The organism is Paenibacillus sp. JCM 9796, assembly GCF_055379675.1.
In genome coordinates, this window is the sequence record NZ_AP043723.1 from 2427884 (window position 1) to 2452583 (window position 24700).

Sequence of the window (24700 nt, forward strand, 5' to 3'; positions counted from 1 at the left end):
ACACTTTGATATATTAGCACTTCGCTTATATCGTGTCAAGAATCGCCGCTCGCTTTCTCGCAATTTTTACAGATGGCAAGAAAGCAAACGGCGCATTTCAATTCATAATCTATTCAACAGTTACTGCTTCCGGCGCCTCGTCGGTCTGTTCATCCTCCGGCTCGGCATTCGGATCGGTGATCCGAATATTGCGGTAACGGCTCATTCCCGTACCTGCCGGAATCAGTTTGCCGATAATGACGTTCTCTTTCAAGCCGAGCAACTGGTCGACCTTCCCTTTGATGGCAGCGTCCGTAAGTACGCGAGTCGTCTCTTGGAAAGATGCGGCCGACAAGAAGGAGTCGGTTTCGAGCGACGCTTTCGTAATCCCGAGCAATACGGGTTTGGCTACAGCCGGTTCTTCGCCTGCAAAGAGCGCCACCTTGTTCGCTTCTTCATATTCATGAATATCGACGAACGAACCTGGAAGCAGCGTGGTATTACCGGCATCTACGATGCGAATTTTGCGCAGCATCTGACGGATCATAACCTCAACGTGCTTGTCGTTGATTTCTACCCCTTGATTCCGGTAAACGCGTTGAACCTCTTGCAGGATATAGTTTTGCACACCGCGAATCCCTTTGATGCGCAGCATTTCTTTCGGGTCGATGGAGCCTTCTGTCAGCTCGTCGCCGGCTTCTACGTTCTGGTTCACGGTCACGCGAATCCGAGAGCCGTACGGCACCGCATACGTTTTGGATTCGGCTTCGCCCTGCACTTCAATCTCGCGGCGGTCTTTCGCTTCGCGAATTTCCTTAACCACGCCGTCGATCTCCGAAATGATCGCTTGCCCCTTCGGATTCCGAGCCTCGAACAACTCCTGAATCCGTGGCAAACCTTGTGTAATATCGTCGCCGGCAACGCCGCCGGTATGGAACGTACGCATCGTGAGCTGGGTACCCGGTTCGCCGATGGATTGGGCGGCAATAATACCGACCGCTTCCCCGATTTCAACGTGTTGACCCGTAGCCAGGTTGCGTCCGTAACATTTTTTACATACGCCATGCTTGGAACGGCAGCTCAGTACGGAACGAATTTGAATACGTTCTACGTTCGCCGCGATGATTTTATCAGCGATCGAGGCTTCGATCAGCTCATTGCGGGATACCAGGATTTCGCCGGTTTGCGGATGGCGAACCGTTTCAAAGGAATAACGGCCTTCAATCCGGTCGTACAGATCTTCAATGATCTCTTTCCCGTCGCGAATCGTGCTGACCATGAAACCTTTGTCCGTACCGCAGTCTTCATCGCGAACGATAACGTCCTGCGCCACGTCGACTAGACGACGCGTCAGGTAACCGGAATCCGCCGTACGAAGCGCCGTATCCGCCAAACCTTTACGCGCTCCGTGCGTGGAGATAAAGTACTCCAAGACGGTCAGGCCTTCGCGGAAGTTCGATTTGATCGGCAACTCCATGATTTTACCCGACGGATTCGCCATCAGACCGCGCATACCGCCCAGCTGGGTGATCTGCGATTTGTTACCCCGTGCTTTGGATTCCACCATCATGTTGATGGAATTGTATTTGTCGAGCGATTTCATCAGAATATCGGTAATTTCGTCCTTCGCCTTGCTCCAGATCGCGATGACACGGTCATAACGCTCGTCATCGGTGATCAAACCGCGGCGGTACTGGTTCGTCACGACTTTGACTTTCTCGTCGGACTCAGCCAGAATCTGATCCTTCTCAGTAGGTACCGTAACGTCGGCTACCGCGATCGTAATCCCCGCACGCGTCGAGTACGTGAACCCAAGCTGTTTAATATTGTCGAGAATGATCGATGTTTGGGTCGTATGATATCGACGGAAGCATTCTGCGATGATCGTACCGAGGTAGTCTTTACCTACGGCTTTCGTCTCCGGCAGCTCTTCCATCTTGGCGCGGATGTCTCCGCCCTTCTCGAACACGAAATAGTTGTCGGATACACCGTTCAACAAGTTCGCTTTCGTCGCTTCGTTGATATACGGGAAATCTTTCGGATAAATCTCATTGAAAATGATTTTACCGACCGTAGTAATCAATATCGCTTCCTGCTGCTCTGGCGTAAAGCTGGTTTTACCCAGCGCTTTCGCCGGGATCGCAACACGGGCATGAAGCGAAGCGTCGCCGCGATGATACATCGACACCGCTTCCGCTACCGTACGAATGATCGTTAGTGAGCCCTTTGAGTTTTTGTTCTCCGTTGTCAGATAGAAGCTTCCGAGAACCATATCCTGCGAAGGCGTAACAACCGGCTTACCGTCTTTCGGGTTCAAGATGTTCCCGGACGCCAGCATCAGTACGCGGGCTTCGGCCTGCGCTTCCGCCGACAACGGCACGTGCACCGCCATTTGGTCGCCGTCGAAGTCGGCATTGTATGCCGTACAGACGAGCGGGTGAAGCTTAATGGCGCGGCCTTCGACCAGAATCGGTTCGAACGCCTGAATGCCCAAACGGTGAAGGGTAGGGGCGCGGTTCAACAGAACCGGATGCTCTTTAATGACTTCTTCGAGCACGTCCCAAACTTCCGGACTTACGCGTTCCACTTTGCGCTTCGCGCTCTTGATGTTATGCGCAAGACCTTTATTAACAAGCTCCTTCATGACGAAGGGCTTAAACAATTCAAGTGCCATTTCCTTAGGAAGACCGCACTGGTACATCTTCAGGCTCGGCCCAACTACGATAACGGAACGACCGGAATAGTCTACCCGTTTACCGAGCAGGTTTTGACGGAAACGTCCTTGCTTCCCTTTCAGCATATGACTGAGGGATTTCAACGGCCGGTTCCCCGGACCCGTTACCGGACGGCCGCGGCGGCCGTTGTCGATCAAAGCGTCAACGGCTTCCTGGAGCATCCGTTTCTCGTTCTGCACGATGATGTCCGGCGCGCCGAGATCGAGCAGACGCTTCAACCGGTTGTTCCGGTTAATCACGCGGCGATACAAATCGTTCAAGTCGGAGGTCGCAAAGCGGCCGCCGTCCAACTGAACCATCGGACGAAGCTCCGGCGGGATGACCGGCAGTACGTCGAGCACCATCCACTCCGGCATATTTTTGGAATTCCGGAACGCCTCCATGACTTCAAGACGCTTAATCGCACGGTTACGGCGTTGACCTTGGGCCGTCTTAAGCTCTTCCTTCAGCATATCGACTTCTTTCTCGATATCGATATCCTGCAGCAGCTTCTTAACGGCTTCCGCGCCCATACCGGCTTGGAAGGCGTAGCCGTATTTCTCGCGATAGCTGCGGTATTCCTTCTCAGACAACAGCTGTTTTTTCTCCAGCGGCGTATCACCCGGATCGGTGACCACATAGGAAGCGAAGTAAATGATTTCTTCCAAGGAACGCGGAGACATATCGAGCGCAAGCCCCATACGGCTAGGAATACCTTTGAAGTACCAAATATGCGATACCGGAGCGGCAAGTTCGATATGCCCCATCCGCTCGCGGCGAACTTTCTGGCGCGTCACTTCAACGCCGCAGCGATCGCACACGACCCCTTTGTAACGGACACGTTTGTACTTACCGCAATGACATTCCCAGTCCTTGGTCGGTCCGAAAATTTTCTCGCAAAACAGACCTTCTTTTTCCGGCTTCAAGGTTCTATAGTTGATTGTCTCCGGCTTCTTCACTTCGCCGCGGGACCACGAACGGATCTTGTCCGGGGAAGCCAAACCGATTTTCATGAACTCAAAATTGTTGACGTCGATCAAGGAGCAACCCTCCTCCATGTTTTGTCTGTCAAAACGCTATCGGACGCATGCGCCGTATCGATATGTGCCTTAGATGCCGGTTAGCACCCAAGGCACAATGCTTATTCTGCTGGCAGAGCTTACTCTACACCCATCTCTGCGCCTTCTAAATTCAAGTTCAGCTTGTCGCTTGTCACTTCGTCTTCGTCGTCCATTTCTTTCATTTCGATCTCTTCTTCGTTCTCGGAGAGAATCTTCACGTCCATCCCCAAGCTTTGAAGTTCCTTGATCAAAACCTTGAACGACTCCGGTACGCCAGGTTCCGGCACATTCTCGCCCTTGACGATCGATTCGTACGTTTTCACGCGGCCGACGACGTCATCGGATTTAACGGTCAATATTTCCTGCAGCGTATAGGCGGCACCATAGGCCTCAAGCGCCCATACTTCCATCTCCCCGAAACGCTGGCCGCCGAACTGGGCCTTACCGCCAAGCGGCTGTTGCGTAACGAGCGAGTATGGACCTGTGGAGCGCGCATGGATTTTATCGTCAACCATGTGCGCAAGCTTGATCATATACATGACGCCGACGGTAACTTCCCGTTCGAACGGATCGCCGGTGCGGCCGTCAAACAGAAGCGTCTTACCGTTGCGCTGCATGCCGGCTTCTTCCATCGTATCGAACACGTCGTATTCGCGAGCGCCGTCGAATACAGGCGTAGCGGTATGGATGCCGAGATATCTCGCAGCCATGCCCAAGTGAACCTCAAGAACTTGACCGATGTTCATCCGCGAAGGAACGCCGAGCGGGTTCAAAACAACTTCAACAGGCGTACCGTCCGGAAGGAACGGCATGTCCTCTTCCGGTAAGATGCGGGCAACGACACCTTTGTTACCGTGACGACCGGCCATCTTATCGCCCTCGGAAATTTTCCGTTTTTGGGCAATATAGACACGAACCAGTTGATTGACGCCCGGCGGCAGCTCGTCTCCGTTCTCGCGGGTAAACACCTTCACGTCAACGACGATACCGTCCGTACCATGCGGCACGCGGAGGGACGTGTCGCGAACTTCACGCGCCTTCTCGCCGAAGATCGCATGAAGCAAACGTTCTTCCGCCGTCAGCTCGGTCACGCCTTTCGGCGTTACTTTACCGACCAGGATATCGCCTGCGGCGATTTCCGCGCCGACACGGATAATTCCGCGTTCGTCAAGGTTCTTCAACGCATCTTCCCCGACGTTCGGGATATCGCGCGTAATTTCTTCCGGTCCGAGCTTCGTGTCACGCGCTTCGGATTCGTATTCTTCAATGTGAATGGAAGTATACACATCTTCCTTCACCAGTCGTTCGCTCAGCAAAATCGCATCCTCGTAGTTGTACCCTTCCCATGTCATGAAGGCTACGACCACGTTGCGGCCAAGCGCCAATTCGCCTTGTTCCGTCGAAGGCCCGTCGGCTAGAATGTCGCCGACACGGACTTGCTCGCCTTTATGGCAAATCGGACGTTGGTTGATGCAAGTCCCTTGGTTAGAACGTAAAAATTTATGCAATTTATGTTTAATGATATCGCCATTAACGACGCGGCCATCTACAATTTCCTGACGGCGCACCCAGATCTCGTTGGCGGAAACCTTCTCTACAACCCCGTTCACTTTAGAAACGATACATACACCGGAATCTTTCGCCGACTTATGCTCCATTCCCGTCCCGACGAGCGGCGCCTTCGGAATGAGCAAAGGTACGGCCTGACGCTGCATGTTCGATCCCATGAGGGCACGGTTCGAGTCATCGTTCTCCAAGAACGGAATGAGCGCCGTCGCGACGGATACGACCTGTTTCGGAGAAACGTCCATATAGTCGACGCGGTCTTTGGCAATTCTCAAGTTATCGTCTTTGTAACGAACAATGACCGTATCGTTGGCAAATTTGCCGTCTTCGGTCAGTTCGGCATTCGCCTGAGCGACAACGTAGTTATCCTCTTCATCGGCGGTCAAATACGAAATCTCATCCGTAACGACTCCCGTGTTGGGATCGACGCGACGATAAGGCGCCTCGATAAATCCAAACTCATTCACGCGCGCGAACGTCGACAAGGAGTTGATCAAACCGATGTTCGGACCCTCTGGCGTCTCGATCGGGCACATCCGTCCATAATGGGAGTGATGCACGTCGCGGACTTCAAAGCCTGCGCGCTCACGGGTCAAACCACCTGGTCCGAGAGCGGATAAGCGCCGTTTATGCGTCAGTTCGGCCAACGGATTCGTTTGGTCCATAAACTGGGACAACTGCGAGCTTCCGAAAAACTCTTTAATCGACGCAATGACCGGACGAATGTTGATCAGCTGCTGCGGGGTAATCGTGTTGACGTCTTGAATGGACATCCGTTCACGAACGACACGCTCCATCCGGGACAAACCGATCCGGAATTGGTTCTGGAGCAGCTCGCCTACGGAGCGGAGACGACGGTTCCCGAGATGGTCGATATCGTCGGTGCTGCCGATTCCATGCAGCAAGTCCATAAAGTAATTAATAGACGCAATGATGTCGGCAGGTGTAATGTGCTTGACGGTTTTGTCGATTTTACCGTTAGCAATCACTTTCACGACTTTGCCGTCTTCGATCGGCGAGTAAACATTGATGCACTGCAGCGGGATTCGATCATTCTCCACCACGCCATTCGTGATGTTGTACTCTTTGAAGCCTACGCTATCTTCCAGGAATGGAAGAATCGTGTCGAGCAATCGTCGATCGATCAACTGACCGGCTTCCGCAATGATTTCGCCTGTGCCCGGGTCAACGAGCGTTTCAGCTAAACGCTGATTGAACAAGCGATTTTTAATATGAAGCTTCTTATTAATTTTGTAACGGCCTACGTTAGCCAGATCGTATCGCTTCGGATCGAAGAAACGCGCGACCAGCAAGCTTCTGGCGTTATCGAGCGTAGGCGGCTCACCCGGACGAAGACGCTCATAAATTTCGATCAGAGCCTTGTCGGTAGAGTCCGTATTGTCTTTATCCAAGGTGTTGCGAATATATTCATCGTCGCCGAGCAAATCGATAATTTCCGCATCCGTTCCAAAGCCGAGTGCGCGAAGCAATACGGTAACCGGAATTTTCCGCGTACGATCGATCCGAACATAAATAATGTCCTTGGCATCCGTCTCGAGCTCGAGCCATGCGCCGCGGTTCGGAATGACTGTAGCCGTATAGGTTTTCTTCCCGTTTTTGTCGACCTTGGTGCTGAAATAGACGCTGGGGGATCGAACCAGCTGACTGACGATAACCCGTTCCGCACCGTTAATAATGAAAGTTCCCGTTTCGGTCATCAGAGGGAAGTCTCCCATGAACACTTCCTGTTCTTTAACCTCTCCGGTTTCTTTGTTGATCAGGCGCACTTTCACTCGAAGCGGCGCTGCGAAGGTCACATCACGTTCCTTGGACTCATCCACCGAATACTTCGGCTCTCCGAGAGAATAGTCGATAAATTCCAACACCAAATTCCCCGTAAAATCCTGAATCGGGGAAATATCTTGAAACATTTCGCGCAATCCCTCATCCAAAAACCATTGATATGATTTTTGTTGAATTTCAATAAGGTTTGGCACTTCCAAAACCTCATGAATCCGAGCGTAAGACCTGCGTTTACGTCGACCTAATTGAACAAGATGACCCGCCAACTTAGATTCACCCCTCATGTCTACTCAATAGAACAAAATAAAAGCCTCTGCGGGAAGCCTTCTCGACTCAAGCACTCGCGAAGTCAAACTTCTTGTAGAAGCTTCTAATCCTGATGCAAATTAATAGACCTTTTTTTCACTTCATTGTTACCACAATTTTCTACATACCTTGTAGGGTTTACGTAAAATCTAAACATTATACGTCAGATGTTTAAATTTTATTCAACCGAGGCATAAAAAACTTCTTGACATTTTAGTGAACTAAAGACAAATTACCCAATCATAATGCTGACATTTTACTATAATAACACAGTGCAAAATACAAGTCAACATAATTCCCATCATCGGCGAAAAACGGAAAGATGCGATTGCACCAGCTCGTTCTATCGCTATTTCGTCGCCTTGATGATCCAATAGCCGCGGTCCCGTTCCACTTCTTCCACTTGCGAAAAGAGAGATTCGAGCTTCGCGTAAGCCGAAGGCGCGCCCTGCTTCTTCTGAATGACGACCCATAGCGCCCCGCCTTCCAGCAAGGCTTCATGCGCCTGCGCGAATATGCGATGCACCGTCTCTTTTCCTGCACGAATCGGAGGATTCGTAAGCACCGCATCGAAAAACTGGCCTTTCACCGCGGCAAGCAGATCGCTTTGTACAATCGTCACATTGGCAATGCGGTTATGCTCCGCATTCCTTCTAGCCAAAGATATCGCTCGTTCGTTGATATCCAGCATCGTGACATGACCTTGCGCCGCGATCCAAGCAGCGGCTAGACCTATCGGCCCGTATCCGCATCCAACATCCAGCACTTTAGCTTGGGGCGTCAATTCAACCGTCTCCACGAGAAGCTTCGATCCGAAATCGACACCTTTTTTGGAAAATACGCCCGCATCCGTCATAAATACAAACTTATGCCCGCGCAGCGTCTCCTCAATCCGATGCAAATCGTGCTCTACACTTGGCTTAGACGTGTAATAGTGTTCCGCCATGCGCGAATCCTCCCATTCTTTTTTTGCAGACAAAAGCAAAACCCCTTGCAGAGGTCGTCCTCGAACAAGGGGTGCGTTTGGAAGTTAATTACTTCACTTCTACGGAAGCGCCTGCTTCTTCCAATTTTGCTTTTACAGCTTCTGCTTCTTCTTTAGATACTTTCTCTTTCAACGCTTTCGGAGCGTTGTCTACGAGATCTTTTGCTTCTTTCAAGCCGAGGCCTGTGATTTCGCGAACAACTTTGATAACGTTGATTTTGGATGCACCAGCGTTGTTCAAGATGACGTCGAATTCAGTTTGCTCTTCGACTGCTGCTGCGCCAGCGCCTGCAACGACAGCTACTGGAGCTGCTGCAGTTACGCCGAATTCTTCTTCGATTGCTTTAACCAGGTCGTTCAGTTCCAATACTGTCATGCCTTTAATGGCTTCCAAGATTTGCTCTTTGCTCATGGTTAAACCTCCATTATCTTAATTAAGATGTTTTAGTTTGTGGTCTTGCACAGGTACGGCTTGTATTACGCTTGCGCGCCGCCTTCTTGCTTCTCAGCGACAGCTTTAACCGCAAGGGCGAAGTTGCGCACTGGAGCTTGGAGCACGCTGAGCAACATGGACAGAAGACCTTCGCGGGAAGGCAGTTCAGCCAATGCTTTGATTTGATTGAAGTCTACAACTTTGCCTTCAACCACGCCTGCTTTAACTTCCAATTTATCGTTCTTCTTAGCAAAATCCGTCAGGATTTTGGCAGGAGCGATAATGTCGTCTTTGCTGAATGCAATTGCGGTAGGACCGCTCAAGAACGAGTCCAGTTCCGTCAATTCTGCAGTTGCTGTCGCGCGGCGTACCAACGTATTTTTCAATACTTGGAACTCAATGCCGGCTTCACGCAATTGTTTACGAAGCTCAGTCACTTGAGCTACGTTCAAACCGCGGTAGTCCGCAACAATCGCGCAGGAGCTTGCTTTCAGTTTTTCGGATACTTCCGTCACCTGAGCCGCTTTTTGCTCAATGATTTTTGCGTTTGCCATTTTTGCACCTCCTACAAGTTTTCGTCAGAAAACTGCTTCGAAAGCATCTGCCAAGTTTTCGATAGAAAACCGTAACCGTCTTCCTAAGCATTCTCCTTGTAACCCGAAACTTATCGTAAACATCGTCCGCACTAGCCGAGCGTCTGTCGAAAACATCTTCGCCTGAAAACGAAAATGCCTTCGCAGACAACGCGAAGGCATGATGATTCCCATATTCACTAGCCGTAAAGCTTCGAATATCGAACGTTTATCATAACACCTCGGCAGGAGATTAAGCTTGGAGCATCCAAGCACCTGCTGTCTACGGTAAGCATATTCACTTGTTATTGAACCTAATTAGGTTAGCACGCCTGACCTTGAAAGTCAACTGGCAAGCTGTTCCTTATCGTTGGTTCGCTACGTTGATGCGAGCGCTCGGACCCATCGTCGAGGATACCGCGATGTTCTTCAGGTATACCCCTTTGGCAGCTGCCGGTTTCGCTCTGTTCAACGCGTCGATCAGGGCTTTGAAGTTTTCTGCGAGCTTCTCGGCGTCGAAGGAAACTTTCCCGATCGGAGCATGGATTTGTCCGGCTTTATCCAGACGGTATTCGATTTTACCAGCCTTGATTTCCTGAACGGCTTTCGCTACGTCAAACGTAACAGTGCCCGCTTTAGGGTTAGGCATCAAACCTTTACCACCCAAGATACGACCGAGTTTACCGACTTCACTCATCATGTCCGGCGTAGCTACGCAGACATCGAAGTCGAACCAACCTTGTTGGATTTTATTGATCATGTCTTGATCGCCTACGAAATCAGCGCCAGCCGCTTCCGCTTCTTTAGCTTTTTCGCCTTTTGCGAATACAAGAACACGTTTGGTTTTACCTGTACCGTGAGGCAATACAACCACGCCGCGAACAGCTTGGTCTTGTTTTCTCGGGTCTACGCCCAAGCGCACAGCCACTTCGACGGTTTCGTCGAATTTGGCTACCGCCGTTTTCTTAACCAACTCGATAGCTTCGAGCGGCTCATAGAACGTGTCGGCGTTGATCAACTTGGAAGCTTCCAAGTATTTTTTGCCGTGTTTAGCCACTTTGCAGTCCTCCTATGTGGTATTAGCGGAATATCCTCCCACTGGTTGAAGTTCTCCTCCGACGAGGAAAACTTAAGCATGGCAGCCTTCGATTAGTCCTCGATGACTACGCCCATGCTGCGAGCCGTACCTTCGATCATACGCATAGCAGCCTCGACGGATGCAGCGTTCAGGTCAGGCATTTTTTGCTCGGCGATTTCGCGCACTTGCGAGCGTTTTACGGTTGCGACTTTCTTCTTGTTCGGTTCGCCGGATCCTTTTTCGATCTTTGCAGCTACGCGCAAAAGAACGGCAGCCGGAGGCGTTTTTGTCTCGAACGTGAAAGAACGGTCTTCGAAAACCGTGATTACGACCGGAATGATCAAACCTGCTTGATCTGCGGTACGAGCGTTGAACTCTTTGCAGAACGCCATGATGTTAACGCCTGCTTGACCGAGTGCCGGACCGATCGGCGGCGCCGGATTCGCTTTACCTGCTGGAACTTGCAGTTTTACCATTTTGATAACTTTTTTTGCCATTGTGTGACACCTCCTCGTTCGTAGTATGACAGACGATCATGTTACAGCTTTTCCACCTGATGGTAGTCAAGCTCCAACGGCGTTTCCCTGCCAAACATATTGACGTGCACCTTCAGCTTGCTTTTGTCGACCAGAATTTCTTCCACGGACCCAACGAAGTTGGCGAACGGACCGACCTTCACGCGAACCGTCTCTTTCAGTTCGAAATCGATCTTCGGTTTCGGTTCTTCCATGCCCATATGCTTGAGAATCGACTCTACTTCTTCAGGAAGCAAAGCCGTCGGTTTCGAACCGGAACCGGTCGACCCGACAAAGCCGGTAACGCCAGGCGTATTGCGCACAACATACCAGGAATCGTCCGTTTGGATCATCTCCACCAGTACGTATCCCGGGTATACTTTACGCATTACGGTCTTTTTCTTACCGTCTTTGTTCACAAGCTCTTCTTCCATAGGCACGAGCACGCGAAAGATCTTGTCCTTCATGTCCATGGATTCCACACGTTTTTCTAAATTGGCCTTCACCTTGTTTTCATACCCGGAATAGGTATGTACGACGTACCATCTTTTTTCCATTCCCATTAGCGCCACCAATCAGCCTGAATTATTGAAACACGAGGCGAAGCAGCTCAGAAATCCCTAAGTCCAGAACGTAGAAGTACACCGTCACGAAGATGACCGTAAACAACACGACCAGCGTGTAACTAATCAGCTCTTTACGGCTGGGCCATTTCACTTTTTTCAACTCGGACCAAGCGTCCCCAAAAAAAGAAAACGTGCTGCCGAATCCCTGCTTCACTTTAGCTAAAAAGGACACAACTACACCTCCAAAAAACTAGCGAGTTTCGCGATGAGCCGTTTGTTCATTGCAAAATTTGCAATATTTCTTGAGCTCCATGCGGTCAGGATGGTTGCGCTTATTTTTGGAAGACGTATAGTTTCTCTGCTTGCAGTTTGTGCACGCTAACGTGATGATCACCCGCATGATGTACACCTCCTACGGACCAGCCTTTGATTTACAACCTTATGCGACCAGCAAAAAAACGCCTACTCGTTTTAAGGCTACCTGAACACTTTAGCACACGGCATACTTCATGTCAAGGAAAAAGGATTGCACCTGTCATGCTCGTTATTACCAGTATGGACCGTCAACGGGGCTGTTAAACCACCCGCAGCGGTCAACGGCACAAAAAAGGGCACCTTCTCGGGTAGAGGAAAGGTGCCTACTTTATGCGTCGCGAACTTCCAAATATCTCTCCAATTTGCGTTTAACGCGCTGCAGGGCGTTGTCAATAGACTTGACATGGCGATCCAAATCTACAGCAATTTCTTGATAGGATCTTCCGTCCAAATACAGCATCAGCACTTTGCGCTCGAGATCGCTCAAAATCTCGCCCATCTTGTCTTCCAGACCGCTGAATTCCTCTTGATTAATAATCAGTTCTTCCGGATCGGATACGCGGGAACCGCAAATGACATCCAGCAACGTTCGATCTGAATCTTCATCGTAGATCGGCTTGTCCAAGGAAACGTAAGAGTTAAGTGGGATATGCTTCTGGCGGGTGGCTGTCTTGATAGCCGTGATGATCTGACGGGTAATGCAGAGCTCGGCAAATGCTTTGAAAGAGGCAAGCTTATCGCCGCGGAAGTCGCGAATGGACTTGTACAGCCCGATCATGCCTTCCTGTACGATATCTTCTCGATCGGCTCCGATCAAAAAATAAGATCGTGCCTTGGCGCGTACGAAGTTTCGATACTTGTTAATCAAGTATTCCAGCGCATCGCTATCGCCTTCGCGGACCGCTTCGACTACATCTTCGTCTGCCTTGAGGTCGTATTCGTACATTCTCAATTCTTTGAAGTCGACACTCACCACAATCCCTCCGGCCTGCGCTTGAAAGATAGGATTAGTATACATTATGTAACCTAACATCGTCAATAAAATTCGCGCTAGCAAAAGCTTCAAAGCCCACGGCGTTACGCTATTTTATCGCTCACGCCGCCAATCCTCGAGCCGTTTGCGCTGCTCGTCGCTTAAGCGGCTGTCGAACGTATTTCGCTTGGTTTCGGCCTCATCCTTGATCTTACGCCGGATTTCCTGACGCGCAAGGCGAACCTTCACCAGCAGCTCGCTGGCCGGAACCCGGTAGGCTCCCTTGCCGAAGATGACGTGCTGCTCGGTCATATCCGAAGTCGCTACATAAATCTGCTTACGCCGCCCGATATGGGTGACCACCAATCTTTCAATCAGCTCGTCCGCTGTTTCTTTCTCTTTCGTAAAATAGATGGGGAGCTTGCTCTGTGTGTATTTACCGCCCAGCCCGGGTACAAAGTAAGCATCAAAGACGAGAATGACCTTCATCCCGGAGTACGACTGGTATTCCGCCATGATCTGAATCAACCGGTCCCGCGCTTCTTCGAGCCGGATTTCCTTCAGCTTCTGCAGCTCCGGCCACGCTCCGATAATGTTGTACCCGTCCACAATCAAAATTTCTTGGATCATGCCGACCACCCGCCGAGATCAAACCGGCTGTGGCCGCTCACTGTGCCGCAAGCCGTTGGCGCACCACTTCGTACATAAAGACGGAAGCGGCAACCGACGCGTTCAGTGAATTGATTTGACCGAACATCGGCAGCTGCAGAAGAAAGTCGCACTTTTCCCGAATGAGCCGGCCGATGCCTTTGCCCTCGTTGCCGATCACGATCGCCAGCGGCAAATTTAAGTTCGTCTGGTAAAGCGGAGCCTTGGCGCCCACGTCCGCACCGGCGATCCAGACGCCCTGCTGCTTCAACTGCTCGATCGTCTGCGCCAAGTTCGTGACCCGCGCAACCGGCACGTATTCAACGGCGCCGGCCGATGTCTTGGAGACGGTCGCTGTCAATCCGACGGACCGCCGCTTCGGAATAATCACGCCATGTACGCCCGTGCAGTCGGCCGTCCGCAGAATCGAACCGAGATTGTGCGGATCTTCGATTTCGTCCAAAATGAGCAGGAACGGCGTCTCATTCTTCTCCGCCGCGCGCGCAAGCAAATCCTCGACGTCTACGTAGTCGTACGCAGCCACCTGCGCGACGACGCCCTGATGCTGAATGTCCCCGGCCATTTGATCCAGCTTCCGCTTATCGGCGAACTGGACGATAACCCCTTGCTGCTTAGCCTCCGCGATGATCGGCTGCGTCAGCTGTTTTTGCGCCTGCTCGGCCACCCATATTTTATTGATCGTGCGGCCGGAACGCAGCGCTTCCAACACGGAATGCTTGCCCCCAATGATTTCTTCCATGCAGGTCGTCCTCTCGTTATAGTTTAGATTTCTTGAGTTCAGCTTCTTCTTCCCGCTCCAACGACAAGTTCAGCAAGAACAGCAGCCGTTCCCAACGGCGCATGTAATATAAATAACCGATCAAGCATTCGAACGCGGTGCTGTGCCGGTATTCGAGCACGTCCGCGTTCTTCGCCTTCGTAGCGGACTTGGCGTTGCGGCCGCGCTTGACGATGTCCGTCTCCTCCTCCGTCAACAGAGGAAGCCACCGCGTTAACGATTTGGCCTGCGCTTTGGCCGATACGTACCGAGTCGCGAGCCGATGCAAATGATTCGGCTTGTGGTTCGTTTGCGACACCACATATTGCCGGATAAACACCTCGTACACGGCGTCTCCCATGTACGCGAGCACCAGAGGGTTCAACAGCCGCGGCTCGCGGGCCGGCGGAAACGCAAACAGGTTAACGCCGAATGGATCCGGTTCCGGTCCTGGATCACGTTTCGATTCAGTGTTACTTCTCAATTCACTTCCAACTTCAGGCTTCAACTCGTCTCGTCCGTTCCCCGTCATTTGCGCCGCCAACGAATGCCCTGAGCCGTATCTTCCAGCACGATGCCGCGTTCAGTCAATAGATCGCGAATTTCATCCGCACGAGCCCAGTTCTTGCTTTTGCGGGCTTCGGTACGGTCGGCGATCAGCTGCTCGATTTCTTCGTCAAGCAAATCGTCCGCTTCGGGCGCCAGAATGCCGAGCACATCGTCCATCGCCGCAAACTGCTGCAGCAAAAGCTCCAGCGTAGCCGCATTCACTTCCTCGCGGTTAGCGTAAGGGTTGGCCACATTGACTAATTCGAATACGGCGGTAATCGCATCCGGCGTATTGAAGTCGTCGTTCATTTTCGCTTCGAATTGCGCCTTCACGTCCTGAACCGCTGCTGCAATCGCGGGATCCGCTGCAGCGGGAGCGCCCCCCGTTTCCGCCGCTGCGGATTTCAGGCGATGCTTCAGCGCGGAGATACAGTTTTCAATGCGGGCTAAGCTGCCTTTGGCCTGCTCCACGGCCTCGTCGCTGAAATTGAGCGGGTTGCGGTAATGGCCCGACAGCATGAAATAACGAATGACTTGCGCGGGAATCGTCTTCAAGAGCTGGTGTACGGTTATGCCGTTGCCGAGCGATTTCGACATTTTCTCATTATTGATATTGACGAACCCGTTATGCATCCAGTAATTAGCCATCTGATGCCCGGTTAAACCTTCGGATTGCGCGATTTCGCATTCGTGGTGCGGGAATGTCAAATCCTGTCCCCCGCCGTGAATATCGATCGTCTCGCCCAAATATTTGCGAACCATGGCGGAACACTCGATGTGCCACCCGGGGCGGCCGTCGCCCCAAGGGCTCGACCAGCTGATTTCACCGGGCTTCGCCGCTTTCCAGAGCACGAAATCTTGCGGGTTCTCTTTGCGCTGATCGACATCGACACGGATACCGAACTGCAGTTCGTCGAGATTTTGCTGCGACAGCTTGCCGTATTCCGCAAACTTCGACGTGCGGAAGAATACGTCGCCTCCCGCTTCATAGGCAAGCCCTTTGGCTTCAAGGCCCGAGATGAACGCAATAATCTCGCCCATATTTTGGGTCACGCGCGGATGCACGGTCGCTTCACGAACGCCGAGCCCTTTCGTATCTTCATAATACTTCTGCACGAACAAGTCGGCTACTTCAGGAACCGTCGTTCCCATTTCTGCCGCCTTCTTAATCAGCTTATCGTCCACATCCGTAAAATTAACGACATACTTCACGTTGTACCCGATCGATTCGAGATATCGACGCACCACGTCGAAGAAGATGACCGGCCGTGCATTGCCGATATGAATATAGTCGTAAACCGTCGGCCCGCATACGTACATGTTTACTTGTCCCGCTGTGAGCGGCTTAAACTCATCCTTGTTGCGGGTTAACGTATTGTAAATCTTAAGCGTCATGAGATTCGCTTCCTCCGTTCTTTCGTTCCGATTCCAGGTGCGTCACTTTCGTTTTCAGTTCATCGACCTGCTCCTGCAGTTGGCGGAACATCTCGATGACCGGATCCGGCAAATTGTTGTGCTCCAGCCGTCCGACGCGCACCCCGTCCCGCTTCACGATCCGTCCCGGGATGCCGACCACCGTACTGTTCGGCGGCACTTCCGACAGCACGACCGCGTTCGAGCCGATCCTTGAATTTTCTCCGACCGTGAAGGAGCCCAGAACCTTGGCTCCGGCCGAGATGACGACATTGTTACCAAGTGTCGGATGCCGTTTGCCCTTCTCTTTCCCCGTACCCCCGAGCGTCACCCCGTGATACAGCAGCACGTCGTCCCCGATCTCGCACGTTTCCCCGATCACCACACCCATGCCGTGGTCGATGAAAAACCTTCTGCCGATCTTCGCCCCCGGATGAATCTCTATGCCTGTCATGAAGCGGCTGACTTGAGAAATGATTCGTGCGATCGTAAACCAGCGCTTCTTATAAAACCAATGCCCCACCCGGTGCGCCCATAGCGCATGCAAACCGGAGTAAGTAAATACAACCTCGAACCAGCCTCGCGCGGCAGGGTCATTCTCAAATATCGTATCGATGTCTTCTTTCATTCTGCTGAACATAGCTGGGACCCCACTTCCCCTGAACCTTGATAAAATGCCGCAATAACAAAAAACCCCTGCAGCCCGATTCGGCTGCAGAGGCGTTGTTCTTCGCGGTTCCACTCTGCTTGGTTGAACGAACCCGCAGCTTCGCGCGGCCCGTCACTCCCATCTTCATCGTTCGTATCGTGAACGCTACGGTAAAAACTACCCTGATGAGCGACAGCGGATAACCCTGGTCTCCGCTGAAAGTCAGATCGTCTTTACGGCTCCCGGGTGCACTTCCGCCGAATAAGGAATGGACAACTCGCAGCCGGCCGTCTAAGCCGGTCGTCCTCTCTGGGAATCCTCATATCTGCGTACTTTCCCGTTCGTCGCCGTTGGCATATGGTATTGTTTAAGATGTTAGCAGAAAACTAGACGCATTACAATAACTTCTTCAGACGTGCAAGCACGGTATCCCGGCCCAGAAGACGGATCGTCATATTCAGGTCCGGACCGTGCATTTGGCCGGTCAAAGCGACGCGGATCGTCATAAAGAGAGGTTTGCCTTTATAGCCGGTTTCCGTCTGGACCGCTTTGACCAAGGCTTTAATCGTGTCCACACTGAAGTCAGATGCGCCTTCCACCTGCTTCTGGAAGCTGCCGAGCACGATCGGGGCGTGTTCTTCGGCGAGCATAGCCTTCGCCTCGTCATCCAGCTGCACGTCCTCGCGGAAGAACAGCTCGGAGACCGGTACGATTTCCGCCGCGTACCGAAGTTGATCCTGATACAGCCCCACCAACGCGCGGACCCACTCGGCCTGTTCGTCGCTCAGCGTCGCGGGCAACCGTCCGGCCTGCTGCAGATGCGGCAGTGCGAGCGTTACGATTCTCTCCGGATCGGCTTTTTTAATATATAAATTATTCATCCAGTTAAGCTTATCCATATCGAACACGGCCGGGCTTTTGGACACGCGGTCCAAGTCGAACTGGGCAATCAGCTCGTCCTTGCTGAAAATTTCCTCTTCGCCTTTCGGGGACCAGCCCAACAGCGCGATAAAGTTCATCACCGCTTCCGGCAGGTAGCCGAGCGCTTTGTACTGCTCGATGAATTGAATGATCGACTCGTCGCGCTTGCTCATTTTCTTGCGGTCCTGGTTCAGAATGAGCGATAAATGCGCGAATTCCGGCGTCGGAAGTCCAAGCGCTTCGTACATCATAATTTGACGCGGCGTATTCGTCAGATGCTCCTCGCCGCGGATGACGAGCGTGATTTTCATCAAGTGATCGTCCAGGATCACGGCAAAGTTATAGGTCGGAATCCCGTCCGGGCGGACGATAATAAAGTCGCCGATACCCGCGGACTCGAACTCGACATGCTCCCGGATGCGATCTTCGAACGCAATCACTTTATTGGCCGGCACGCGAAAACGGATGGACGGCTTGCGCCCTTCGGCCCGGTAAGCTTCCGCTTGCTCCGCTGTCAAGTGACGGCATTTGCCCGAATACATCGGCATATGGCCGGCCGCTTCCTGCTCGGCGCGCTCCGCCTCCAGCTCGGCCTCCGTGCAGAAGCAAGGATAGGCGTTCCCTTCGCGCAGCAGCTGCTCCACGAACGGTTGATACAGATCGAGCCGTTCGGTCTGCCGGTAAGGCCCGTACGGTCCGCCGATGTCGACGCTCTCGTCCCAATCGATGCCGAGCCAGCGCAGGCCTTCCAACTGACTATCCACACCGGACTCCACGTGCCGACTCTGATCGGTATCCTCGAAGCGTATAATGAACTGCCCCTCATGCTTGCGGGCATATAAATAGTCGAACAATGCGGTACGGGCGCCCCCGATATGTAAATGTCCGGTCGGACTCGGCGCATACCTTACGCGAATATTTGCCATGACCCCATTCTCCTTCCGTCTCCCTTGAAACTAATACTCGTTATGATAGCACACCTTGAACCAGACAGACAATCGCCTGCGCGGCGATGCCTTCCCCTCGTCCGGTAAAGCCGAGCTGCTCGGTGGTCGTCGCCTTGACGTTCACCTGCGACGCTTCCGCGCCGAGCGCAGCGGCAATCCGTTCCACCATAGCCGGAATGTATGGAGCCATCTTCGGCTTCTGCGCGATGATCGTACAATCCGCGTTGCCGAGCCGATACCCCGCTTCCGTCGCCAGCTTCCATATGTGCAGCAGCAGCTTGTAGCTGTCCGCATCCTTGAATTCCGCATCCGTATCCGGAAAATGCTTGCCGATATCCCCCATCGCCAGAGCGCCGAGAATAGCGTCGCTTAACGCATGCAGCAGCACATCCGCATCGGAATGACCGAGCAGTCCTTTCTCATAAGGAATTTCGACGCCTCCGATGATGCATTTGCGGCCCTCGACCAATTGGTGCACATCAAACCCTTGCCCTACGCGAATCATTGGCTTCCCTCTCCCCTGACGTTTCGTAGTATCCACGCCGCCCAAGGCAAATCCTCCGGCGTCGTAATCTTAATGTTATAATAATCGCTTTCGACAACCGATACCTGCCGCCCGAGCCGTTCCACCAGCATCGCGTCGTCCGTACCCGTGAAGCCTTCTTCTCGCGCTTTCGCATGCGCCTCCAACAGCAAGGCAAGACGAAAAGCTTGCGGGGTTTGAATCGCCCACAAGCTGCTGCGGTCCGGCGTCGCCTCTATGACGCCTTCTCTGTTCACGATTTTGATCGTATCCTTCACCGGTACGGCAAGCACCGCCGCTTCCGTCAATTCGGCTTGCCGCAAGCAAGCCCGAACATGCGTTTCCGCTGCAAACGGGCGCACGCCATCGTGAACGAGCACCCATTCGACACGGTCCCCCAGCGCCGCCAGCCCTTGACAGACGGAATCTTGGCGTTCCTTCCCGCCTGCGAGGATTGTGGTTACTTTAGAGAGACCGTATGCCCTCACATATGACCGGCAGCGGTCTACATCGCCCGCTCCCGTCACCAGCACGATTTCGTCCACGAACGGCATCCGATCGAACGCCGATAATGTATGAACCAGAATCGGTTTGTCGTCTAACTGCAAATATTGTTTGCTTTCCCGCGTGCCCATGCGCGTACCTTTACCGGCCGCCACAATGACGACGCCAACGCCTGTGTTCAAACCGTCCACCTGCCCAAACCGTCTGGCGTTTTCCTCGCAGCCCGCATTCTCGCTTCATCTGCTTACCCTGGAAAAACGCATCCTCTCTATCATAACGCTTTAGAGCGCTTTTTCCAATAGTTTCGGTTTGGCGAAAATCATCCGGCCTGCCGACGTCTGCAGCACGCTTGTCACCAGCACATCCAGCGTCGTTCCGATAAAATCACGTCCGCCTTCCACGACAATCATCGTGCCGTCATCCAAATAAGCGACGCCTTGACCGTGCTCTTTACCGTCCTTAATCACCTGAACGAGAATCTCCTCGCCCGGCAGCACGACCGGCTTGACCGCATTGGCCAAGTCGTTAATGTTCAGCACCGAGACGCCCTGAAGCTCGCACACCTTATTCAGGTTGAAATCGTTCGTAATCACTTTGCCCTGCAGCACTTTCGCCAGCTTCACCAGCTTGCTGTCCACTTCGGAGATTTCTTCGAAGTCTCCTTCATAGATCAATACCTTAACGTCGAGCTCCTTTTGAATTTTGTTCAAAATATCAAGCCCTCGGCGTCCCCGGTTGCGCTTCAGCAAATCGGAGGAATCGGCAATATGCTGCAGTTCCTCCAGTACGAATTCGGGTATGACCAACGTCCCCTCAATAAAACCGGTCTTGCAGATGTCGGCGATTCGCCCATCGATGATGACGCTCGTATCTAAAATTTTGTGTTCCTCAAAACCTTTCACTTCACCAGGGGCCCGGCGTGTCCGATCCCCGGCGCGCTTTTCCAGCATAGCCACGAGCTCTTCTTTTTTGACCGTCCCCAGCCTATAGCCGGCGTACCCCAGCACGCCGATACACAGCATATGCAGGAGCGGATTGGAAAAGCCCGAGCGCTCAAGCGGCTGCAAGATCAGCGAAGACACGAGCAGTCCTACGCCCATACCGGTCGTACCGGCTAACAAATCGGTAACCGGCACGTGAGCGACACGCTCTTCTCCGCTGCGGATCATCCGCAGCAAATATGCGAGCGTCCATCCGCTTACGGAATAAAACACAAGCGCGCCGATCGCGAACATCCAAACGGCTTGTCCTTGGATCGTTTCTATCCCGATGACTGATGCTATGACTTCAAAAAAAGGTTTACCTAACGTATCACTCCACCCGTTCCCCAATGCTCCCCCGACGACGGCAAACAAGAGCTGGAACCATTTTTTCATCATAGTCTTCACCTCCATAAAATCCTATTTTGCATTCTAGTTACAATTATGAACCAAAAGCTCTCTGCCTAATCGTAGCCAAGGTAAGAAAATGCAAAAAAGCATTTATTTCCCTTTCGGAAAATAAATGCTTTTCATTTTCGCTTTGTTCCGTTTAGATGGCCGTGGTCTTGGACTCCGGCTCATCTACCGCTTTTTTTCGTTTGCGGCGGAGGAAGAAGAAGACTCGATCAACGTTTTTTTTTAGCCCGTACAGCGCATATAACAGCAGCGGTACGAAGATCATCTTGGATAAGGTACCCGGGAATTGAATCGCCAGGACGACGGCGGCAATCACGACGACCGGCGTAATCCAAATCGCCGCTTTCGGGATACCGATTTTCTTAAAGTTCGGATACTTCACGGTGCTGATCATTAAATAGGACAAGAGCAGCGTCGACAACGCAAGCACGATCGTATTCAGTTCTTGGTGAAACAGCGCAAGCGTACACAGAACGCCGCCTGCAGCTGGAATCGGCAAGCCGATAAAGTAACCCGGCGTTCCGGCAACTACATTGAAGCGAGCGAGACGCAAAGCCCCGCAAATGGGGAAGATGGCGGTGACGATCCAAGCGGCAGCTGCATTCAGCTCCGTGAAAGCGACGACATACATAATGAATGCCGGGGCAACGCCGAACGAGATGACATCGGACAACGAATCCAGTTCTTTGCCGAATTCGCTTTGCGCATTAAGCGCCCTTGCTACGCGACCGTCCAAACCGTCAAGCAGCATCGCCACGATCACCATGATAGCCGCAAGCTCAGGTTTATTGTTAAATACGGAGATAATCGCGATAATACCCAGAAAAAGATTCCCAATCGTGAACAGGTTCGGGAGAGATTTTGCTATCATGTATTTGATCCACCTCTGGTTTTACTGTGCCCCAATACCAATATGTATATGAGGCCACCTTATGATTGTATGCAAGTTAGATATGTCTGTCAATGAGTACCTGATCTTGGATACGCTTCAAGCCTTCTTTTATGGTCCGGGCCCGCACTTCGCCGATCCCGTCCACTTCATCCAGCTCATCGATGGTCGCCATCATAAGGTGCGGAAGCTGCCGGAAGCGTTCAATCAGATTATTGATGATAATCGACGGCAGCCGAGGAATTTTGTTCAACACGCGGTAGCCGCGCGGCGACACGATTTCTTCCGCGCCGGCGGAAATATGCGGATAGCCGAGCAATCTTGAGATCTGCGCATGATCGAGAATTTCATCGCTGGCAAGCCGTTTCAACTGTGCGAACACGTCCCTGACCTTCTCTTCGTTGCATTCCTTAATATAATCTTTGACGAGCAAATAAGCCTCGCGTTCTGTATTGCCTACCAATTCCTCGAGCTGCATGCTGATCAAACGCCCCTCGTTGCCGAGTTCGTTGATATATCGATTAATCTCCGCTTTAATCCGCAGCACCATTTCAATCCGTTGGATGACGCTGGTGACGTCGTGCAGCGTAACGAGCTCCTCGAATTCGGAAGCTCCCAGATTCGTCATATCCTGATCGAGCACAGACTTATATTTCTCAAGCGTTTGGATCGCCTGGTTGGCCTTCGTTAGTATGACGCCGATGTCCTTCAACGCATACCGAAGATTTCCTTGGTACAACGTAATGACATTACGCCGCTGGGAAATGGACACGACGAGCTTCGAGGTTTGCTTCGCTACCCGTTCGGCCGTACGATGCCGGATCCCGGTTTCCGAAGAGGAAATCGAGGAATCGGGGATAAGCTGCGTGTTGGCATACAAAATACGTTTCAAGTCCTCGCTGAGAATGATCGCGCCATCCATTTTAGCCAATTCATATAAATAATTCGGGGAAAAATCACAGTTAATGGAAAATCCCCCATCCACAATTTCCATGACCTCCGGACTGTAGCCGACTACGATCAACCCGCCCGTTTTGGCGCGCAGCACATTCTCGAGTCCGTCCCGAAACGGGGTGCCCGGCGACACCAGTTGCAATAATTGGCTCATTACGTCGCGTTTTAGATCTTCCTTGCTCAAAGATGTCCCTCCTGACGACTAAACTAAAGCGGCGGACAGCGCTTCCGCAACGGTCTGCACGCCAATGATTTCGATCCCCTTCGGGGGTGTCCAACCTTTTAAACTTTTCTGAGGCATAATGACCCGTTTGAAGCCAAGCTTCTGGGCTTCACGGACGCGCTGATCGACGCGGGACACGCCGCGCACTTCCCCGGTCAATCCCACTTCACCGAATACAACATCGAACGGCTGGGTAGGCTGATCGCGAAAACTTGATGCGATGCTGACGGCAACCGCCAAATCGACGGCCGGCTCATCCAGCTTCACCCCGCCCGCCACGTTCAGATATGCGTCTTGATTTTGGAGAAACATGCCCATCCGCTTCTCCAGTACGGCTATAATTAACGAGAGCCGGTTGTGATCATATCCGGTCGCCATACGCCTCGGGGACGGAAAGTTCGTCGTTGAAATCAACGCCTGCAGCTCCACAAGCACAGGCCGGGTCCCCTCCATGCTGGCGACGACCGTCGAGCCGGCAACGCCGAGCGGGCGCTCGGACAAGAACAGCTCGGACGGATTGTCGACTTCGACCAACCCGCTTTCGCGCATTTCGAAAATCCCGATTTCGTTCGTCGAGCCGAATCGATTCTTAACGGCCCGAAGCACCCGGTATGAATGATGCCGCTCTCCTTCAAAATACAGAACGCAATCGACCATATGTTCGAGGAGACGAGGCCCAGCGATAGCCCCTTCCTTAGTAACATGGCCAACAAGTACGGTTGCGATACCTTTAACCTTGGCGATCCGCATAAAATGCCCGGTGCACTCGCGAACTTGGGAGACGCTTCCCGGTGCTGACGCCACGGCCGGATGGTACACGGTCTGAATCGAATCGATAACGATAAAATCGGGCTGCACCTCTTCGATCGCCGCCTCGATAAATTCCACATTCGTCTCGCTCAGCACGAACAGAAGGGGCGATACCGCCTGCAGGCGATCCGCGCGCAGCTTGGTCTGCCGTACCGATTCCTCGCCCGAGATGTACAGCACCTTTAACATCTGCGCCGTGAGCTCATGCGAGGTTTGAAGCAGCAGCGTCGATTTCCCGATACCCGGATCGCCTCCGACCAAAATTAACGAGCCCGGCACCAAGCCTCCGCCGAGCACCCGGTTCAACTCCTTGTTCCGCGTGACAATCCTGGCTTCTTCACTGCTTTCTATGTCTATGATCGAAATCGCTTTTTCTTTCTTATTGGTAATCGAAGTGTGCGAGCCCCTGCTCTTGCTGACCGTCTCCACTTCTTCGACGAACGTATTCCATGCTTCACAGCCAGGACACTTGCCCAGCCATTTCGGCGATTCATACCCGCATTGCTGGCAATAAAATTTCGTTTTCGTTTTGCTCATATTTCTTCTCCCGACTTAAGTTCCATTACAAAGTTTACCATGCCTAAGAATCCTTGAAAACCCTTATAGCCTTGTCAGGCAAAATAAAAAAA

The 24700-nt window shown here is 52.3% G+C and carries 23 protein-coding genes and 1 other annotated feature; all 23 genes read right to left on the reverse strand.

Annotated elements, in window-relative coordinates:
- Nucleotides 1-109: 109 nt before the first annotated feature.
- Nucleotides 110-3733, reverse strand: a complete 3624-nt coding sequence (rpoC, locus tag ACZ439_RS11690) for a DNA-directed RNA polymerase subunit beta' (protein ID WP_141336118.1) — start codon at nt 3731-3733, stop codon at nt 110-112.
- Nucleotides 3734-3852: 119 nt separating this feature from the next.
- The gene (gene rpoB / locus ACZ439_RS11695; RefSeq protein WP_127608813.1) at nt 3853-7407 is read right to left on the reverse strand and encodes a DNA-directed RNA polymerase subunit beta; all 3555 of its coding nucleotides are present in this window, start codon (nt 7405-7407) and stop codon (nt 3853-3855) included.
- A 371-nt stretch (nt 7408-7778) separates the two neighbouring features.
- Nucleotides 7779-8375 (reverse strand): class I SAM-dependent methyltransferase, encoded by a 597-nt coding sequence (locus ACZ439_RS11700; protein ID WP_464621028.1) that lies wholly within the window; start codon nt 8373-8375, stop codon nt 7779-7781.
- Between the two features lie 88 nt (nt 8376-8463).
- On the reverse strand, nt 8464-8826 hold the full coding sequence (gene rplL / locus ACZ439_RS11705; protein ID WP_054797080.1) for a 50S ribosomal protein L7/L12: 363 nt from the start codon (nt 8824-8826) through the stop codon (nt 8464-8466).
- Between the two features lie 65 nt (nt 8827-8891).
- Nucleotides 8892-9401: a 50S ribosomal protein L10 gene (gene rplJ, locus ACZ439_RS11710; RefSeq protein WP_054797079.1), complete on the reverse strand. Its 510-nt coding sequence runs from the start codon at nt 9399-9401 to the stop codon at nt 8892-8894.
- A gap of 160 nt (nt 9402-9561) precedes the next feature.
- Nucleotides 9562-9726 (reverse strand) — a sequence feature (ribosomal protein L10 leader region).
- Between the two features lie 57 nt (nt 9727-9783).
- Nucleotides 9784-10476 (reverse strand): 50S ribosomal protein L1, encoded by a 693-nt coding sequence (rplA, locus tag ACZ439_RS11715; RefSeq protein ID WP_054799676.1) that lies wholly within the window; start codon nt 10474-10476, stop codon nt 9784-9786.
- 92 nt (nt 10477-10568) lie between these two features.
- Nucleotides 10569-10994, reverse strand: coding sequence for a 50S ribosomal protein L11 (gene rplK, locus ACZ439_RS11720; protein ID WP_127608811.1), 426 nt, complete (start codon nt 10992-10994; stop codon nt 10569-10571).
- 41 nt (nt 10995-11035) lie between these two features.
- Nucleotides 11036-11569 carry a transcription termination/antitermination protein NusG gene (gene nusG, locus ACZ439_RS11725; protein ID WP_127608810.1) on the reverse strand — a complete coding sequence of 178 codons (534 nt, stop codon included), beginning with the start codon at nt 11567-11569 and terminating at the stop codon, nt 11036-11038.
- Nucleotides 11570-11597: 28 nt separating this feature from the next.
- Complete coding sequence (gene secE / locus ACZ439_RS11730; protein WP_127608809.1) at nt 11598-11810, reverse strand: preprotein translocase subunit SecE; 213 nt, start codon at nt 11808-11810, stop codon at nt 11598-11600.
- An 18-nt stretch (nt 11811-11828) separates the two neighbouring features.
- On the reverse strand, nt 11829-11978 hold the full coding sequence (rpmG, locus tag ACZ439_RS11735; protein WP_014372565.1) for a 50S ribosomal protein L33: 150 nt from the start codon (nt 11976-11978) through the stop codon (nt 11829-11831).
- A gap of 243 nt (nt 11979-12221) precedes the next feature.
- A complete protein-coding gene (gene sigH, locus ACZ439_RS11740) occupies nt 12222-12866 on the reverse strand; it encodes an RNA polymerase sporulation sigma factor SigH (protein WP_127608808.1) in 645 nt (214 codons plus the stop codon).
- Between the two features lie 114 nt (nt 12867-12980).
- Nucleotides 12981-13496, reverse strand: coding sequence for an NYN domain-containing protein (locus tag ACZ439_RS11745; protein WP_054797077.1), 516 nt, complete (start codon nt 13494-13496; stop codon nt 12981-12983).
- 37 nt (nt 13497-13533) lie between these two features.
- Nucleotides 13534-14274 (reverse strand): 23S rRNA (guanosine(2251)-2'-O)-methyltransferase RlmB, encoded by a 741-nt coding sequence (rlmB, locus tag ACZ439_RS11750; RefSeq protein WP_054797076.1) that lies wholly within the window; start codon nt 14272-14274, stop codon nt 13534-13536.
- A gap of 16 nt (nt 14275-14290) precedes the next feature.
- A complete protein-coding gene (locus tag ACZ439_RS11755) occupies nt 14291-14776 on the reverse strand; it encodes a Mini-ribonuclease 3 (RefSeq protein WP_464621029.1) in 486 nt (161 codons plus the stop codon).
- Nucleotides 14777-14820: 44 nt separating this feature from the next.
- Nucleotides 14821-16236: a cysteine--tRNA ligase gene (cysS, locus tag ACZ439_RS11760; protein ID WP_054797075.1), complete on the reverse strand. Its 1416-nt coding sequence runs from the start codon at nt 16234-16236 to the stop codon at nt 14821-14823.
- A complete protein-coding gene (gene cysE, locus ACZ439_RS11765; protein ID WP_127608806.1) occupies nt 16226-16894 on the reverse strand; it encodes a serine O-acetyltransferase in 669 nt (222 codons plus the stop codon). Before cysE ends, cysS begins: the two co-directional genes overlap by 11 nt.
- Before the next feature lie 404 nt (nt 16895-17298).
- On the reverse strand, nt 17299-18750 hold the full coding sequence (gltX, locus tag ACZ439_RS11770) for a glutamate--tRNA ligase (RefSeq protein ID WP_127608805.1): 1452 nt from the start codon (nt 18748-18750) through the stop codon (nt 17299-17301).
- Nucleotides 18751-18790: 40 nt separating this feature from the next.
- A complete protein-coding gene (gene ispF / locus ACZ439_RS11775; protein WP_054797074.1) occupies nt 18791-19276 on the reverse strand; it encodes a 2-C-methyl-D-erythritol 2,4-cyclodiphosphate synthase in 486 nt (161 codons plus the stop codon).
- Nucleotides 19273-19929 (reverse strand): 2-C-methyl-D-erythritol 4-phosphate cytidylyltransferase, encoded by a 657-nt coding sequence (ispD, locus tag ACZ439_RS11780; protein WP_054799678.1) that lies wholly within the window; start codon nt 19927-19929, stop codon nt 19273-19275. Before ispD ends, ispF begins: the two co-directional genes overlap by 4 nt.
- A 150-nt stretch (nt 19930-20079) precedes the next feature.
- Complete coding sequence (locus ACZ439_RS11785) at nt 20080-21177, reverse strand: PIN/TRAM domain-containing protein (RefSeq protein WP_127608803.1); 1098 nt, start codon at nt 21175-21177, stop codon at nt 20080-20082.
- Between the two features lie 151 nt (nt 21178-21328).
- Nucleotides 21329-22066: a CDP-diacylglycerol--serine O-phosphatidyltransferase gene (gene pssA, locus ACZ439_RS11790; RefSeq protein WP_127608802.1), complete on the reverse strand. Its 738-nt coding sequence runs from the start codon at nt 22064-22066 to the stop codon at nt 21329-21331.
- 76 nt (nt 22067-22142) lie between these two features.
- Nucleotides 22143-23192, reverse strand: coding sequence for a DNA integrity scanning diadenylate cyclase DisA (disA, locus tag ACZ439_RS11795; protein WP_054799679.1), 1050 nt, complete (start codon nt 23190-23192; stop codon nt 22143-22145).
- Between the two features lie 48 nt (nt 23193-23240).
- On the reverse strand, nt 23241-24608 hold the full coding sequence (gene radA, locus ACZ439_RS11800; RefSeq protein WP_054797073.1) for a DNA repair protein RadA: 1368 nt from the start codon (nt 24606-24608) through the stop codon (nt 23241-23243).
- Between the last annotated feature and the right edge of the window lie 92 nt (nt 24609-24700).

What these genes read in the sequence shown, in the direction of transcription:
- rpoB (WP_127608813.1), bottom strand. Translation starts at nt 7,407, where the DNA reads ATGAGGGGTGAATCTAAGTTGGCGGGTCATCTTGTTCAATTAGGTCGA.
- ACZ439_RS11700 (WP_464621028.1), bottom strand. Translation starts at nt 8,375, where the DNA reads ATGGCGGAACACTATTACACGTCTAAGCCAAGTGTAGAGCACGATTTG.
- rplL (WP_054797080.1), bottom strand. Translation starts at nt 8,826, where the DNA reads ATGAGCAAAGAGCAAATCTTGGAAGCCATTAAAGGCATGACAGTATTG.
- rplJ (WP_054797079.1), bottom strand. Translation starts at nt 9,401, where the DNA reads ATGGCAAACGCAAAAATCATTGAGCAAAAAGCGGCTCAGGTGACGGAA.
- rplK (WP_127608811.1), bottom strand. Translation starts at nt 10,994, where the DNA reads ATGGCAAAAAAAGTTATCAAAATGGTAAAACTGCAAGTTCCAGCAGGT.
- nusG (WP_127608810.1), bottom strand. Translation starts at nt 11,569, where the DNA reads ATGGAAAAAAGATGGTACGTCGTACATACCTATTCCGGGTATGAAAAC.
- rpmG (WP_014372565.1), bottom strand. Translation starts at nt 11,978, where the DNA reads ATGCGGGTGATCATCACGTTAGCGTGCACAAACTGCAAGCAGAGAAAC.
- ACZ439_RS11745 (WP_054797077.1), bottom strand. Translation starts at nt 13,496, where the DNA reads ATGATCCAAGAAATTTTGATTGTGGACGGGTACAACATTATCGGAGCG.
- rlmB (WP_054797076.1), bottom strand. Translation starts at nt 14,274, where the DNA reads ATGGAAGAAATCATTGGGGGCAAGCATTCCGTGTTGGAAGCGCTGCGT.
- cysS (WP_054797075.1), bottom strand. Translation starts at nt 16,236, where the DNA reads ATGACGCTTAAGATTTACAATACGTTAACCCGCAACAAGGATGAGTTT.
- cysE (WP_127608806.1), bottom strand. Translation starts at nt 16,894, where the DNA reads ATGTTCAGCAGAATGAAAGAAGACATCGATACGATATTTGAGAATGAC.
- gltX (WP_127608805.1), bottom strand. Translation starts at nt 18,750, where the DNA reads ATGGCAAATATTCGCGTAAGGTATGCGCCGAGTCCGACCGGACATTTA.
- ispF (WP_054797074.1), bottom strand. Translation starts at nt 19,276, where the DNA reads ATGATTCGCGTAGGGCAAGGGTTTGATGTGCACCAATTGGTCGAGGGC.
- ispD (WP_054799678.1), bottom strand. Translation starts at nt 19,929, where the DNA reads ATGGGCACGCGGGAAAGCAAACAATATTTGCAGTTAGACGACAAACCG.
- ACZ439_RS11785 (WP_127608803.1), bottom strand. Translation starts at nt 21,177, where the DNA reads ATGATGAAAAAATGGTTCCAGCTCTTGTTTGCCGTCGTCGGGGGAGCA.
- pssA (WP_127608802.1), bottom strand. Translation starts at nt 22,066, where the DNA reads ATGATAGCAAAATCTCTCCCGAACCTGTTCACGATTGGGAATCTTTTT.
- disA (WP_054799679.1), bottom strand. Translation starts at nt 23,192, where the DNA reads ATGAGCCAATTATTGCAACTGGTGTCGCCGGGCACCCCGTTTCGGGAC.
- radA (WP_054797073.1), bottom strand. Translation starts at nt 24,608, where the DNA reads ATGAGCAAAACGAAAACGAAATTTTATTGCCAGCAATGCGGGTATGAA.